Genomic DNA, 14,215 nt, shown 5'->3' with positions numbered 1-14,215 from the left:
TGAGGCGACTGCCTCAGGTTTTTCCTATTCATAGGTGATGACACTAACTTAAACTTTGTCATATTCAGAGATAAAGATACTCAAAGGAGTAACATTTCATTTATTTTCAATCTTTTACATAAATCATTCTTTATTATAAAGGAATGACCTGGATTTTTCAAACTATACGCTGGGGAAATACTTCTTTTTCTGGTATAATATTGTCTATAATCTGAATGAAAAGGTAAACATTATGAAATTGATCTCATGGAACATTGATTCCCTCAATGCAGCGTTGACGAGTGATTCTGCGCGTGCGAAATTATCACAAGACGTCCTCCAAACCTTGGTAGCCGAAGACGCTGATATCATCGCCATCCAAGAAACCAAGCTTTCAGCTACAGGGCCTACTAAAAAACACCTCGAGGTGTTAGAAGAACTCTTCCCTGGATATGAAAATACTTGGCGTTCCTCTCAAGAACCTGCTCGTAAAGGCTATGCTGGAACTATGTTCCTCTATAAGAAAGAACTGACTCCAACTATCAGCTTCCCGGAAATCGGTGCCCCTTCTACTATGGATTCTGAAGGACGCATCATTACCCTAGAATTTGATACATTTTTCGTGACTCAAGTTTACACACCAAACGCTGGTGATGGACTCAAACGCTTGGAAGAACGTCAAGTCTGGGATGTCAAATATGCAGAGTACTTAGCTCAGCTAGACAAGCAAAAGCCTGTCCTTGCTACAGGTGACTATAACGTTGCCCACAAGGAAATTGACCTTGCCAACCCAGCCAGCAACCGCCGTTCACCAGGATTTACAGACGAAGAACGTGAAGGATTTACAAACCTTTTAGCCAAAGGATTTACAGATACCTTCCGCCATATCCATGGCGATGTGCCAGAACGCTATACTTGGTGGGCACAACGCAGCAAGACTTCAAAAATCAACAACACAGGCTGGAGAATCGACTACTGGCTTACAAGTAACCGTGTAGCAGACAAGGTTAGCAAGTCAGACATGATTGACTCAGGCGCACGCCAAGACCATACACCGATTGTCATGGAGATTGATTTCTAAGGAGAAAACAATGGACTATCAAGCTGTCATCCCTGAATTTGTCGTATCGGATATCGAGAAATCGCGTCACTTCTACTGCGACTTATTGGGATTCTCTGTCGAATACGAGCGTCCAGAGGAAAAATTTCTCTTCCTTTCGCTTGAAGACTGCCAGCTCATGCTAGAGGAGGGAACAAAGGATGAATTAGCTGAACTAACCTACCCATTTGGTCGTGGAGTCAATATCTCCTTTGGTATAGAGGATGTCCCTAGGCTCTATCAGAAAGTAATCGAGTCTAACTATCCTATTCATCGTCCATTGACCAAAAGAGAATTTCGAGTTGGCGAACAATATATCTACCCTCATGAATTTGCAATTCTAGACCCAGATGGCTATTTTTTAAGATTTAGTGAATAGAATAATAAAGCATTAGAGTGGGAAAGTAATAAAAAAAGAGGCGTTTGCCTCTTTTTTGTTTCCTATATCCTCACCTGTCTATCTTCAGATCGATGTCCTGTGACAAACATGGTGAAGGTTGCCTTGCAGACATTTCGGCCATCTTGGTTGATAATGTCAACATCGACGACACAAGTGGTGCGTCCTTGATGGACACATTCTCCTTTGATAGTGAGAACATCTCCTAGATTTCCGGCTTTCAGATAGTTGATGGAAGACTGGAGTGTCACCCCGTCTAATCCTAGCGAAATCACCACAAGACCACTAATTTGATCACATAGGGTAAATAGATAGCCTCCATGGGCATTTCCATAGTAGTTGAGTGAAGAGTCCACTACTTTTGTTGTCACCACCACGTGACCGTCTCTCATTTTTTCAATTTCGTAATTTTCAAAGGCAGATATAGCGTCAAAGTGAAAATCTTTCATACGTTCCTCCTGATATTTCAAACGACACTATGATACTACTTTTCAAGACTCTACGCAAGAGACAAGCATTTATTCGGGCAAAATACCAACCTGCTCCACAAAGCGCATAAAGGCTGCTTGTCCTTCTTCTGTTTGCTTGTAAACTCCTGCATCTTCCAAAACTCGAGCAAAGATTTTTCCAACAGATTCTTGGACGATTTCAAGAGCTTGTACTTTGTCAGTCAATCCAGGATGGGATTCTTTCAACTCATCTGCCCATTCTTGGTGATAATCTGCTACAGAAACATCCTCTCCGACTAGATAAGCTGCTACTTGCTCCACTTCTTCCTTCAAGCGTGGTGGCAAAATTGCCAGACCCATGACCTCTATCAAGCCGATATTTTCCTTCTTGATATGTTGGACATCCTTGTGGGGATGATAGATACCATCTGGATGCTCTGGAGATGTTTGATTGTCCCGCAAGACCAAATCCAACTCAAACTGCCCATCTCGCTTACGGGCTATCGGTGTGATAGTGTGATGCGGTGTTCCATTACTTTCTGCCAAGACCTGTACACTTGGATCTGAGTATTGACGCCAAGCCAGCAAGATTTTATCCGCTAGCTCTGTCAAATCATCTTTAGAATCTGAAGTTAGTCGAATGACGGACATAGGCCACTGAACAATCCCTGCTTTGACAGTTTCAAAACCTTCAAAGGTAAAGTTTTTCTGAATAGGAGCCACTTCCATTGGGAATACATGGCGACCACCTTGGTAATGATCATGGGTCAGGATGGAGCCACCCACGATTGGTAAGTCTGCATTCGAACCTGCAAAATAACCCGGAAACTGCTCCACAATTGCTAACAAACGTTCAAAACTTTGGCGACTAATAGCCATGGGACGATGATTGCTATCTAGGAAAATACAGTGCTCATTAAAGTAAGCGTAAGGCGAATACTGGAAGCCCCACTCCTGCCCAGAAATATCAAAACGTATAATACGATGATTGCTTCTAGCTGGATGGTTGACACGACCGTGGTAGCCCTCATTTTCCATACAAAGCTGACATTGAGGATAGTTGCTAGACTTGACTAACTTGGCTGCCGCAATCTCTTTTGGATCCTTTTCAGGCTTAGAAAGATTGATGGTAATCTCTAGTTCACCGTAGTCAGACGGAACACGATAAGCAATATTCTTTGCGATAGCCTTTAGTTTGATGTAGTCATTTTTCTGACTGAGTTGGTAGAAGTCTGCAATTGCCTGCTCTGGTGACTGGGCATAGGTTGTCCAAAAGTCACGATTAACCTGGCTCGGACACGGCGTTACCAAGTCCATTAGGTCAGCACCGAGAATCTCACGCGAGGCCAGACTATCTTCAATCGTTTCCAAGCGAACCGCTTCTTCAACAAGCTGATCTTTAAGGTCAATCAAGTTAACCTGGTCAGTCTTAACTTCCAGAGCACCATCTCCCACCAGTGCCAAGACGCGATTGGTCAGATAGATACGATCCAACTCTTCAAAGGTGCTTTCTGCAATGACTTTGGTAACAAATTTTTCTACTACGGTCACTAGAAAACCTCCTTCTTACTTTCTAAATAATCTCTAACAGCATCCAAATCCTGAAAAACTTGTTCTGTTTTATTTAAGAAAGACTGTGCTGGTATTTTTAAATCTGGAATACAAATAACTGGAATTCCAGCTCTAGATGCCGCTTCAATCCCTGCTTCACTATCCTCTAGTACCAAGCAATTCTCTGGTAAAACGTTCAAATCACTACAGGCCTTTAAAAATATATCAGGGTATGGTTTGCTTCGCTTTACATCCTTTGCAAAAACTAGATGGTCAAATAGGGACAGTATACCATTGCTATCCAAGATCATTCTAGCTCGAGATTCAACACTTGAAGTTGCTAAAGCGATTGGAATGCCTTCTCTTTGCAAATAAGTAAGCAAATTTTTAGCACCTTTTTTTAAATTTACACCTTGAGCTAAGATTTGAGCTTCCAGTTCATAAACTTTTGCCAAGGTTTGGTCAAAGTTCCAGGGTAAATCATAGGTATCCAAAAATCGTTGAACATTCTCCTCTTCCCTATGTCCACTGTAGTCTCTAGAATAAGTTTCTTCTGTGAAAGGAATTCCAAAATCTCTAAGCAATTCTTGATAAACTTTTAGAGAAATGATTTCGGTATCGGCTAATAAGCCATCTAAATCAAATATTACAGCTTCCATATCCTTCTCTCCTAGTCTAAAACGCGAGTCCCACCTGCAACTTCAGCGATATAGAAACTTGGAGCGTAACCAACGATTTCTTCATAGTGCTTGCCTACAGCTTCTTTAAAGGACTCAACAGCATCCTTTTGAACCAAGGCAATCGCACAGCCACCAAAACCTGCTCCTGTCATACGAGCACCGAGAACACCTTCTTGAGCCCAAGCTGTATGAACAAGGGTATCTAATTCCAAGCCAGTTACTTCGTAATCGTGCTCAAGTGAAACATGAGAAGCATTCATCAAACGACCAAACTTGTCTAAATCTCCTGCTTGAAGAGCCGCTTGCGCTTTAAGGGTACGTTGGTTTTCAAGAACTGCATGACGCGCACGTTTCAAGCGATTTTCGTCTTTGATCAGGTAGCTATATTCATCAAAAGCCCATTCATCCAATTCACCCAAGGTTTGAATGTCCAAGGCCACTTGGAGTTCTTCTACTGCTTTTTCACATTCAGCACGACGTTCATTGTACTTAGAATCTGCTAGTTCACGGCGTTTATTAGTATTCATGATAACAACAACATTGTCCTTCAAATCAAGGGGAACCAAGTCATATTCTAAACTATTTGTATCCAGATAAATGGCACGTTGGTCTGCCCCCATACCGATAGCAAATTGGTCCATGATACCAGAGTTAACCCCAATAAAGTTGTTCTCTGTCAATTTCCCGATTTTTACTAAATCTAGACGATCCAATTTTAGGTCAAAGAGGTATTCTGCCACGACACCTGTCAATAGCTCCAAAGAAGCTGAAGATGACAAACCAGCACCATTTGGGATATTCCCATAGACATAGAAATCAAATCCTTTATCAATCACATGTCCAGCTTCTTGCAAGAAATGAAGGACACCTTTTGGATAGTTGGTCCAGTTGTGCTCTTTCTCAAACTTAAGGTCAGCCAGAGGAACTTCGATAATGCCTTTGTCCTCAAAGTTTGCTGAGTAGAAACGCAAAACTTGGTCATCACGCTTGCGTGCAGCTCCGTAAGTTCCTAATGAAATAGCCGCTGGGAAAACATGCCCACCGTTGTAGTCAGTATGTTCCCCAATCAAGTTGATACGGCCTGGTGAGAAGAAGGTTTGATCTGCTTCTTGACCAAAAACAGCAAGAAAGTCCTTGCGAAGTGCATCAGCAGTAAGATGTTGTGCCATATGAATTCTCCTTTGACAATTTGTTAGGTAAAAAAGTTTACCTTGTAATCGTTTTCTTCTATTGTACCCAAGGGTTTTGCTTTGGTCAACATTTTTACCGATATTTTACTAAACTATGAGTAAAAAGATAGAAAAATATGATATAATAACCTAAAAAGGAGGGGAATTATGGCTACACTCAAAGATATTGCTCAGTTAGCCTCTGTCTCAATCGCAACTGTATCCCGTGTCCTCAATCGCGATCAGAGTCTATCTGTCACAGAAGAAACCCGACATCGTATTTTAACTGTCGCTGAAGAACTAGGTTATACCAAACATCTTAAAACAGGCGAAAGTCACAAACTGAAACAAAAGATTGCTATTATCCAGTGGGTCAGCGAACAAGGTGAGTTGGAAGACCTCTACTACTACCAGATTCGACTAGGAATCGAAAATAGAGCACAAGAATTAGATTACGAAATCTTACGCTATTTCAATGATCAACCTTTTACGCTTAGCGAAGAAGTCATTGGAATTCTTTGTATTGGAAAATTTAGCCAAGCACAGATTGCATCATTTGAAGAATATCAAAAACCTCTAGTTTTTCTAGATAGTGACACCATAGCCTTGGGACACACCTGTGTCATTACAGATTTTAATAATGCTGTTAGACAGGTAGTCGATTACTTTACAGACCACGGGATTAAGAAGATTGGTATCTTATCCGGTCTTGAAACGACTACTGACCAAGAAGAAGTCATCGCAGACAAACGCTTAGGTTACTTTAAATCCTATACACAAGAAAAAGGAATTTATAACGAGAAATTCATTTTCCAAGGTCTATTTACTGCCCAATCTGGATACGACTTAATGAAAGAGGCTATCGAAAAATTAGGAGAGAAACTTCCACAAGCCTTTTTTGCAGCTAGTGATAGTTTGGCAATCGGTGCTCTTCGCGCCCTTCAAGAAGCCAGCATCAGCATACCAGAGCGCGTCAGCATTATTTCCTTTAATGATACTATTCTAACCAAGCAAGTGTTCCCACCCCTTTCCAGTATCTCAGTCTACACCGAAGAAATGGGACGTACAGGAATGGATATTCTTAACAGAGAAGTTCTTCATGGGCGTAAAATTCCAAGCCTCACTATGCTTGGAACCAAACTGACGTTAAGAGAAAGCACCTTGCATTAAGTACAACACTTGAACATAAAAAAACCTAATAGAGATTCTCAAATCCTATTAGGTTTTTCTTTTTATACTCAATGAAAATCAAAGAGCAAACTAGGAAGCTAGCCGCAGGTTGCTCAAAGCACTGCTTTGAGGTTGTGGATAAGACTGACGAAGTCAGCTCAAAACACTGTTTTGAGGTTGCAGATAGAGTTGACGTGGTTTGAAGAGATTTTCGAAGAGTATTAATCCATCACAATCATAGACTTGATAGTCTTGCGTTCATCCATAGCCTTATAAGCTTGGTCGATATCTTTCAGTTTATAGCTTGAAGTAAAGACACGACCTGGATTGATATCACCATCAAGAACAGCTTTGAGCAAGAATTGCTTATCGTATGTTGTTGCAGAAGCCGCTCCACCTGCAACAGATATATTTTGCATAAATGTTGAACCAAGAGCACGATTCTTATAATGTGGAACTCCTACAAATCCCATGCGACCGCCATTATGAAGGACACCCAGTGCTTGCTCAACAGCCGCCTCAGTGCCAACACACTCAAGTGCTGCATCTGCTCCACCACCGAGGATTTCACGCACCTTGGCAATGCCTTCTTCACCACGTTCGGCCACAACAGCTGTCGCTCCTGACTCCAAGGCCATTTGTTGTCGATCTTCGTGACGACTCATAAGGATAATTTGCGACGCACCACGCATCTTAGCTGCAATAACAGCACATTGACCAACAGCCCCATCGCCAATGACCACAACCTTATCCCCTTTTTGAACATTTGCAACACGCGCCGCATGATATCCTGTCGGCATGACATCAGCAAGAGTCAAGAGGGACTTTAGCATACCTTCTGTATAATCAGAAGGTTGTCCAGGGATTTTAATCAGCGCCCAGTTGGCATGGTGGAAACGGATATACTCAGCCTGAACACCACCTGACCAGTTAGTTCCAATATGGCGATCACAAGTCCCATCATAGCCAGCACGACAGGCGTCACATTCCCCACAGCCATGGGTGAAAGGCGCAATGACAAAATCTCCTGGTTTGACCGTTGTAATAGCATCTCCGATTTCTTCGACGATGCCAATAGCCTTGTGACCGCTATTTTGATGCCCCTTTTCAATGTCTGGATTGCGGTAGCTCCAGAGATCTGAGCCACAAACGCAAGTGCGGACAATACGGATAATAGCATCGTCTGCTTCTATAATTTGCGGACGTTCAATTGTAGCAAGTCCAACCTGACCTGCCTTTGTATATACTGCTGATTTCATTTAAAATTTTCCTTCCTTATAAAGTTTAATCTTGAGATTTAAGCGATTTAAAGCCGTCTGTAACTGAGACAAGCGCTCTTCTAATTTTTGCTTTTCCTCTTCTAAAATACCAAGCCTCTCCTCTCTCGTTTCATCCCCCTTTTGGAAGAGCGACATATAGTCAACTAAACTGTCTACAGAGACACCAGCCGAACGAAAACACTTAATAAATTCCAGAGCTTCTATATCCTGGTCTTGAAAATCACGAATCCCAGTCGAGGTACGAGTAATCGGTGGTACAAGACCAACTCGTTCATAATACCGAATCGTATCCGCTGAAATTCCTAATAAGTCACTGGCAGATTTAATATTCATAGGCTAACCTCCTTTCATTCACTGAGTTTAAATTACTCTAACTCACTTATCTAATTATATAACTTTGAGTTGACTCTAAGTCAAGCATTTTGTATCTAAACGAAAAAAATTTTTCATTATCAGTTCTCTTATTAGCATACCTTTTCATCAATCAAATAAAAAGGTTGGGAAAAGCGTCTTTCAAATCAGATATCAAAAAGCCCTCAACAAAAGGTTGCTTTTTCTAGTGTTGATGCCCATGGGGTTGCTCTAAGGCTGTTACCTTCCGTTTATGTTGCGCATGATTGCTTTGACTGGTGTCCACTTCGATGGTAATATTCTGCACACCTCTTTCTTCTAAGAGCTGACGTACTTGATTCTTTGTTTCCATCATCTGATCCCAATCCTCTAAACAAAGATGGATAATGGCATTATTTTCCAAACCATCCATGGACCAAATGCTAAGTTGATTGACACTTTTGACATTTATCAGAGCCCCCAAATCCTTCTCCAAATCCCCTGTCTCTACTCCTTCTGGCACAGCATCTAAGAAAATCTTGAGAGTCGACCAAAAACGTGGAATGGCTTTTGACAAGATAAAGAAGGAAATGACAAGCGACAAGAGAGGATCTAAGATATACCAATCCGTAAATCGGAGAATAATGGCCATCAGGATGACTGCTATCCAACCAAGGGTATCTTCCAAAAAATGCAGGCTAAGAATAGACTCATTCTTTGTTTTTCCTTTACGAACCACTAGACTAGCTAGCAGATTGATACTTACTGCAATGATTCCTAACCAGAGGATGCCCTCATCATTGACAGGTTTGGGATGAAATAGTTTCGTTAGATTTTCCAAAATAACCAAAACGGACCCTGTCATGAGAATCACAGCCGTTACCAAGGCTCCTAAGAGACTAAACCGTTTGTAACCCAAGGTGTAACGACTATCCTCTTCACGATTGGAGATTGTTTCTAGAAAGGCTGATAGCCCAATTGCGATTGCATCTCCCAAATCATGGACAGAATCAGCAAGAACAGCACTCGAACCAAAGATTCCTCCAGCGATAAACTCAACAATAGCATAGCTTAAATTTAAGAAAAAAGCTACCCAAACAGTATATTTTGCCTTCATCTTTCTCATTCCTTTGTTATAATAGATTTATGAACACTTTGTTCATTATCATTATCCACTAAAACTCAAAGAAAGGATAGAAGCAAACCGTTCGCTTTGTACGTTACTGAATAGTTTGTTCAAATTGTCCATATGCCAGCTCAAGATCGTCGCATCACCAAAACTCGGAAAGCTATTTATAATGCTTTTTTACAATTACTCAACCAAAAAGACTATGAAACCATCACGGTTCAAGAAATCATTGATCTCGCAGATGTGGGACGTTCCACCTTTTATAGCCATTATGAAAGTAAAGAAATACTCCTAGACGAGCTCTGCCGTTATCTCTTTCATCATCTTTTTGAACGCGAGAAAAATATATCTACAGAAGCTTATTTGTCCCATATCTTTTCACATTTTAAGAAAAACCAGGACCACGTCACCAGCCTCCTTTTCTCAAAAAATGACTACTTCCTCCGTCAATTACAGAAAGAGCTAGAACATCATGTTTACCCCATGGTAGCAGAGGACTTACAAGTTGCCTATCCTAATATTCCTGCTTCCTACCTCAAGCACTTTGTTGTAACTAACTTTATCGAAACACTAACCTGGTGGCTCAAAAAAGGGAAATCTTATAAGGAAGACCAAGTAGTGAGATTTTACTTAGACGTCATGGAAATGAACTCTAAAAAACTATAGATTCAAATACTAAATGAAAGGAAGAATCCTATGTACACCTTTATCTTTCTTGCACTCATCATTCTTATACTAACTCTGCCCTTCTCCCTCTATCACCTGATAGTGGCAGGTTTAAAAAGTCTCATCACATCATAAGGATTTCACTAGCTGTCTTGTTAACACTTATACTACTTTTAATCTAATAGAAAAACCCTATCTTGTCTTAAACAAGATGGGGTTTTTGTTAGTATAAAGTCTTTTCTACGTTTATTTTTGAAGTATTCCTTCTTGAAGGAGAAAGTCCCGCGCTACTTCTTCAGCCGAATGACCTTCCACACCGACCTGATAGTTCATCTGACTCATCTGGCTCTCGGTGATTTTACCAGCTAGTTTATTGAGGACTGCTTCCAATTCTGGATGTTTTTTCAATAATTCTTCCTTCATCAACGGTGCCCCCTGATAAGGAGGGAAGAGTTGTTTATCATCCTCCAAAACCACTAAATCATAGCGAGCAATTTCAGCATCTGTTGAGTAAGCATCTGTAATTTGAATGTCCCCTGACTGGATGGCTTGGTAGCGAAGAGCTGGCTCCATGGTTGCCACATTGAGATTCAATCCATAAACAGACTGCAAGCCCTTGTTTCCATCCTCACGATCATTAAACTCCAGAGTGAATCCCGCCTTGAGCTGTCCTTCTACTTTTTTCAAGTCTGAAATCGTCTTAAGCCCATATTCTTGCGCAATTTTTTTAGGAACTGCTATAGCATAAGTATTTTGATAAGCCATGGGTTTAAGAAAGGCTAGTTGATCCTGTTTGGCAATACCATCACGAGCCACCTCGTAAACCTTTTCTGGGTCATGCCCAATTTGTGGAGATGATTGGAGGAGACTCTCTGTCACTGTTCCAGAAAATTCTGGATAGATATCAATGTCCCCTTTTTTCAGTGCTTGGTAAAGAAAGTCTGTCTTTCCAAAGTTAGGTTTAACCGTCACCGTCATATCCGTATTTTCCTCGATGAGAAGTTTGTACATATTCATGAGAATTTCAGGTTCAGGCCCCAATTTCCCAGCTATGACTAGATTTTCTTTTTCTTTCTGAGGAATCATGCTTGGAGCGTAACTCGCTCCCAAACCAAGGAGCATCACCGCAAAGGCTGCAACAATCGTACGCAACTTAGCCTTTTCCAACCATTTGAGAATAACATTAAATAGAATGGCCAAAATGGCTGATGAGATTGCGCCGATTAAAATGAGACTAGCATTCCGACGATCAATCCCCAAAAGGATAAAGGAGCCTAGTCCTCCAGCTCCCACAAGAGCAGCTAGAGTTGCTGTCCCAATGATCATAACGGTTGCTGTACGAACCCCCGATACAATGACAGGCATGGCCAGTGGAATTTCAAACTTTTTGAGTCGCTCCCACTTGGTCATTCCAAAAGCAATCCCTGCCTCCTCAAGACTAGGATCAATGCCGTTCAGGGCTGTAATCGTATTTTCTAAAATCGGGAAAATAGCGTAAATAACAAGGGCTGTGAGGGCTGGTAAGGTTCCAATTCCCATGAAAGGAATAAAGAGACCCAACAAAGCCATTGAGGGAATGGTCTGGAAGATACCTGCAACTTGTAGCACCCAGGTCGCTGCTTTTTTGTGACCATTTAGATAAACCGCAAGTGGGATGGTCAGAAAAATAGCGACCAATAAGGTCAAAAGAGATAATTGCAGGTGTTGTCCCAGAGCTGTTACCCATTCACTAAATCGCTCCTGAAAGGTTGAAATGAAATTAGACATGAAGGCCACCTCCAAACAAGTTTGCTACAAAGTCTGTCGCAGGTGCTTGTAGAATTGTTTCAGGGTCAGCGACCTGGCGAATCTCTCCATCCTGTAAAACAGCAATCCGATCGCCTAATTTTAAGGCCTCGTCCGTATCATGAGTCACGAAAATGGTCGTCATACCGAACTCCTTGTGCAAATCTTTGGTGAGAGCTTGCAACTGCTTGCGGGAGATAGCATCGAGAGCAGAGAAGGGCTCATCCATCAGCAAGATTTTTGGTTCCCCAATGATGGCCCGCACAATGCCAATCCGTTGTTGCTCCCCACCCGATAACTCGCTCGGTAAACGATGAGCATAATCTACAGCAGGTAGACCAACCTTATCCAAGAGTTCTTCTGTTTTAGAGGCGATTTGTTCCTTACTCCAGCCCTTCATTTCAGGAATCAATGCTATATTTTCAGCAACAGTTAAGTTAGGAAATAGAGCAATGGCCTGCAAAACATAACCAGTAGAAAGACGTAACTCCCGTTCATCATAGTCCTTGATCCGTTTTCCATCCATGTATATATTGCCATCAGTCGGCTCCAAGAGACGGTTCACCATCTTGATCATGGTGGTCTTTCCAGATCCTGAAGGACCCACTAGCACCATGAATTCTCCATTTTCAATGCGGAGATTGACATCTTTTAAAATGTCCTTATCCGTGTAGCGCAGGACTACATTTTTATATTCAATCATATTCTTCCTCACTATCTCCTTAAAAGCTAAGATCCTTATCTCACTTTTTATAAGAGTGTAATCATTATTATAACATTGTAATACTAGAAATTACATCTGTCAACAATTTTGATTTGAAATCATATATAAAAAAAAAGTTTGGCTAAGGCCAAACTCTCCATTATGATTGATTATTCTTCTTCCACCAAACGTTTAAACTCCGCTTGAATTTCTGTATTTTCTGTTGGTTTTAAGTACATGACTCCGCCATTAGTTGTTGGTGAATGAAAGACGATAGCTTCTCCTGTGTTGGTTATAGCAAAGTAATAGCTATGAACATCTGGAAATTTATCCCAATTACTATAACGCTCTACAATTCGGTACTGGGCATTTCCTAGACCTGTCTCCGTATACTCAGCGTTCATTTTCTCACCTGGTCCATCATCCCTAAGTGTATAGAGGTGGTCAGCCCCCACATCTCCTCCTGCGATTCCCTTTTGGTAATTGGGTTGTCCTAGTCTTTCTCCCCACCCTTTTATGAAGGCTTCTAATTTAGCAGACTTGCTAGCATTCCAAGGCGCCTTTTGTTCTTCACTCGAAATAGTCTTGCTGCTAGTAGAGCTTTCAAATTTCTGCCAATCTAGTTGCTTGAAGTTCATTAATTCGGCTTCTGTCTTACCAAAGACAGAGTGCAAACTTTTATTCCCAGGAACTCGAATATCCTGTTCTTGTAGTTTACTTGCAGCTTGCTGGTTTAAATTCAGATGATAGAGTACGCCTCTACCTTCTCCTGTTCCAGAGGACCAACTTAATTCCAGAATATCACCACCCTTATAGATATTCATAGAATTTCTAGCACCACCATGGCCGGCTACAAAACCTTCTGCTAAAAGTATCGGTTTCTCATTTACAAGATAATAAAGACCCGAAATAAAATAATCACCATTAGATTGCTCGACGCCTATTAATAATTCCTCTACACCATCTTGATTAAGATCCGTATAGGCATAACGCATCTTATCTGATTGAAAAACCGCATTTTCAAGAGACCAACTATTGATAGGGCGTTCAGTGCCTTGTAAACTCTTATAGAGACCAGAGATTGCATTTACATCCTTCGGTGTAGAAAGTATTTTTTGGTAATTATCAAAAACTGGCTTGTAGAATTCTTTAAAATTTTTCTTAGACTCTACGGAAGTTTGTTCATTAGTATTAGATTGACTAACAGTTGTTGATAAACTAAGCCCATGATTAGAATTTTCGGAACTATGATTACTACAGCCAAACATAAAAAGACTCACGAATAGAACTAGTAAGACTCCTAAAATACCCTTTTCTTCCATAACAAACTCCTTTATAGTTATCTAATTATTGTAGTGACTTCACTTACATTATATCAAATATTTAAAAGTTATAAAAAGAATAATATAAGACTAAGACAATAAAAAAAGAGCTATAAAGCTCTTTAATTACGGAGAATAAGGGATTCGAACCCTTGCGCCAGTTACCCGACCTAACGATTTAGCAAACCGTCCTCTTCAGCCTCTTGAGTAATTCTCCTATTAATGGGCACGAGTGGACTCGAACCACCGACCTCACGCTTATCAGGCGTGCGCTCTAACCACCTGAGCTACGCGCCCAAGTAAAAACTTGGTACTTGAACAAAGTTCAAAGCGGGTGACGAGAATCGAACTCGCGACAACAGCTTGGAAGGCTGTAGTTTTACCACTAAACTACACCCGCATAGTATCATATTAAAAAATGGCGCGAGACGGAATCGAACCGCCGACACATGGAGCTTCAATCCATTGCTCTACCAACTGAGCTACCGAGCCAAAATTGCGGGAGC

The 14,215-nt window shown here is 41.2% G+C and carries 14 protein-coding genes and 4 tRNA genes; 4 read left to right on the top strand and 14 right to left on the bottom strand.

Translation table 11 applies throughout. The annotated features are described in order from the left end of the window. Positions 1-232 precede the first annotated feature (232 nt). Both ACLNCS_RS07690 and ACLNCS_RS07685 read left to right on the top strand, forming a co-directional pair. Positions 233-1,060 (top strand): exodeoxyribonuclease III, encoded by an 828-nt coding sequence (locus ACLNCS_RS07690; protein ID WP_424848094.1) that lies wholly within the window; start codon positions 233-235, stop codon positions 1,058-1,060. Between the two features lie 10 nt (positions 1,061-1,070). After that, positions 1,071-1,457 carry a bleomycin resistance protein gene (locus ACLNCS_RS07685; RefSeq protein ID WP_424848092.1) on the top strand — a complete coding sequence of 129 codons (387 nt, stop codon included), beginning with the start codon at positions 1,071-1,073 and terminating at the stop codon, positions 1,455-1,457. A gap of 62 nt (positions 1,458-1,519) precedes the next feature. Here ACLNCS_RS07685 and ACLNCS_RS07680 read toward each other — a convergent pair whose 3' ends face one another. The 4 genes from ACLNCS_RS07680 to ACLNCS_RS07665 form a co-directional block, all read right to left on the bottom strand. Further along, a complete protein-coding gene (locus tag ACLNCS_RS07680) occupies positions 1,520-1,924 on the bottom strand; it encodes a PaaI family thioesterase (RefSeq protein WP_004251500.1) in 405 nt (134 codons plus the stop codon). Between the two features lie 69 nt (positions 1,925-1,993). Continuing rightward, positions 1,994-3,475: a UDP-glucose--hexose-1-phosphate uridylyltransferase gene (locus ACLNCS_RS07675; RefSeq protein ID WP_414266013.1), complete on the bottom strand. Its 1,482-nt coding sequence runs from the start codon at positions 3,473-3,475 to the stop codon at positions 1,994-1,996. After that, entirely contained in the window at positions 3,475-4,134 is a 660-nt protein-coding gene (locus ACLNCS_RS07670) for an HAD family hydrolase (protein WP_424848089.1), read from the bottom strand. The genes ACLNCS_RS07675 and ACLNCS_RS07670 overlap by 1 nt, the downstream gene beginning before the upstream one ends. Positions 4,135-4,145: 11 nt before the next feature. After that, on the bottom strand, positions 4,146-5,324 hold the full coding sequence (locus ACLNCS_RS07665; protein WP_424848087.1) for a galactokinase: 1,179 nt from the start codon (positions 5,322-5,324) through the stop codon (positions 4,146-4,148). Positions 5,325-5,492: 168 nt separating this feature from the next. On the opposite strand from ACLNCS_RS07665, the gene ACLNCS_RS07660 reads away from it, so the two are divergent. Continuing rightward, the gene (locus tag ACLNCS_RS07660) at positions 5,493-6,494 is read left to right on the top strand and encodes a LacI family DNA-binding transcriptional regulator (protein ID WP_424848085.1); all 1,002 of its coding nucleotides are present in this window, start codon (positions 5,493-5,495) and stop codon (positions 6,492-6,494) included. A 221-nt stretch (positions 6,495-6,715) separates the two neighbouring features. Here the strand turns inward: ACLNCS_RS07660 and ACLNCS_RS07655 are convergent, their stop codons facing one another. The 3 genes from ACLNCS_RS07655 to ACLNCS_RS07645 form a co-directional block, all read right to left on the bottom strand. Continuing rightward, positions 6,716-7,753 (bottom strand): zinc-binding dehydrogenase, encoded by a 1,038-nt coding sequence (locus ACLNCS_RS07655; protein ID WP_424848083.1) that lies wholly within the window; start codon positions 7,751-7,753, stop codon positions 6,716-6,718. Next, on the bottom strand, positions 7,754-8,107 hold the full coding sequence (gene nmlR / locus ACLNCS_RS07650) for a stress response transcriptional regulator NmlR (RefSeq protein ID WP_424848081.1): 354 nt from the start codon (positions 8,105-8,107) through the stop codon (positions 7,754-7,756). It lies immediately after the preceding gene. Between the two features lie 223 nt (positions 8,108-8,330). Then, a complete protein-coding gene (locus ACLNCS_RS07645) occupies positions 8,331-9,221 on the bottom strand; it encodes a cation diffusion facilitator family transporter (RefSeq protein ID WP_424848079.1) in 891 nt (296 codons plus the stop codon). Between the two features lie 132 nt (positions 9,222-9,353). Here ACLNCS_RS07645 and ACLNCS_RS07640 point away from each other — a divergent pair, with 132 nt between their 5' ends. Then, positions 9,354-9,899 carry a TetR/AcrR family transcriptional regulator gene (locus ACLNCS_RS07640; RefSeq protein WP_424848077.1) on the top strand — a complete coding sequence of 182 codons (546 nt, stop codon included), beginning with the start codon at positions 9,354-9,356 and terminating at the stop codon, positions 9,897-9,899. Between the two features lie 246 nt (positions 9,900-10,145). On the opposite strand, the gene ACLNCS_RS07635 is transcribed toward ACLNCS_RS07640, so the two are convergent. The 7 genes from ACLNCS_RS07635 to ACLNCS_RS07605 all read right to left on the bottom strand — a co-directional run bounded on the left by ACLNCS_RS07635 (position 10,146) and on the right by ACLNCS_RS07605 (position 14,201). Further along, positions 10,146-11,666, bottom strand: coding sequence for an ABC transporter permease/substrate-binding protein (locus ACLNCS_RS07635; RefSeq protein ID WP_424848074.1), 1,521 nt, complete (start codon positions 11,664-11,666; stop codon positions 10,146-10,148). Next, on the bottom strand, positions 11,659-12,387 hold the full coding sequence (locus ACLNCS_RS07630) for an ATP-binding cassette domain-containing protein (protein WP_424848072.1): 729 nt from the start codon (positions 12,385-12,387) through the stop codon (positions 11,659-11,661). The genes ACLNCS_RS07635 and ACLNCS_RS07630 overlap by 8 nt, the downstream gene beginning before the upstream one ends. A gap of 170 nt (positions 12,388-12,557) precedes the next feature. After that, positions 12,558-13,709 (bottom strand): DUF4767 domain-containing protein, encoded by a 1,152-nt coding sequence (locus ACLNCS_RS07625; RefSeq protein ID WP_424848070.1) that lies wholly within the window; start codon positions 13,707-13,709, stop codon positions 12,558-12,560. 129 nt (positions 13,710-13,838) lie between these two features. Next, positions 13,839-13,926, bottom strand: a tRNA-Ser gene (locus ACLNCS_RS07620). Positions 13,927-13,932: 6 nt separating this feature from the next. Next, positions 13,933-14,006, bottom strand: a tRNA-Ile gene (locus ACLNCS_RS07615). A 32-nt stretch (positions 14,007-14,038) separates the two neighbouring features. Further along, positions 14,039-14,109 (bottom strand) — tRNA-Gly (locus tag ACLNCS_RS07610). Between the two features lie 19 nt (positions 14,110-14,128). Next, positions 14,129-14,201, bottom strand: a tRNA-Phe gene (locus ACLNCS_RS07605). Between the last annotated feature and the right edge of the window lie 14 nt (positions 14,202-14,215).

The sequence above is a fragment of the Streptococcus sp. CL9.43 genome (assembly GCF_049737935.1).
Taxonomy (GTDB): domain Bacteria; phylum Bacillota; class Bacilli; order Lactobacillales; family Streptococcaceae; genus Streptococcus; species Streptococcus infantis_I.
The sequence above is the reverse complement of the archived record's forward strand: the minus strand, read 5'-3'. Positions and strand labels throughout refer to the sequence as shown.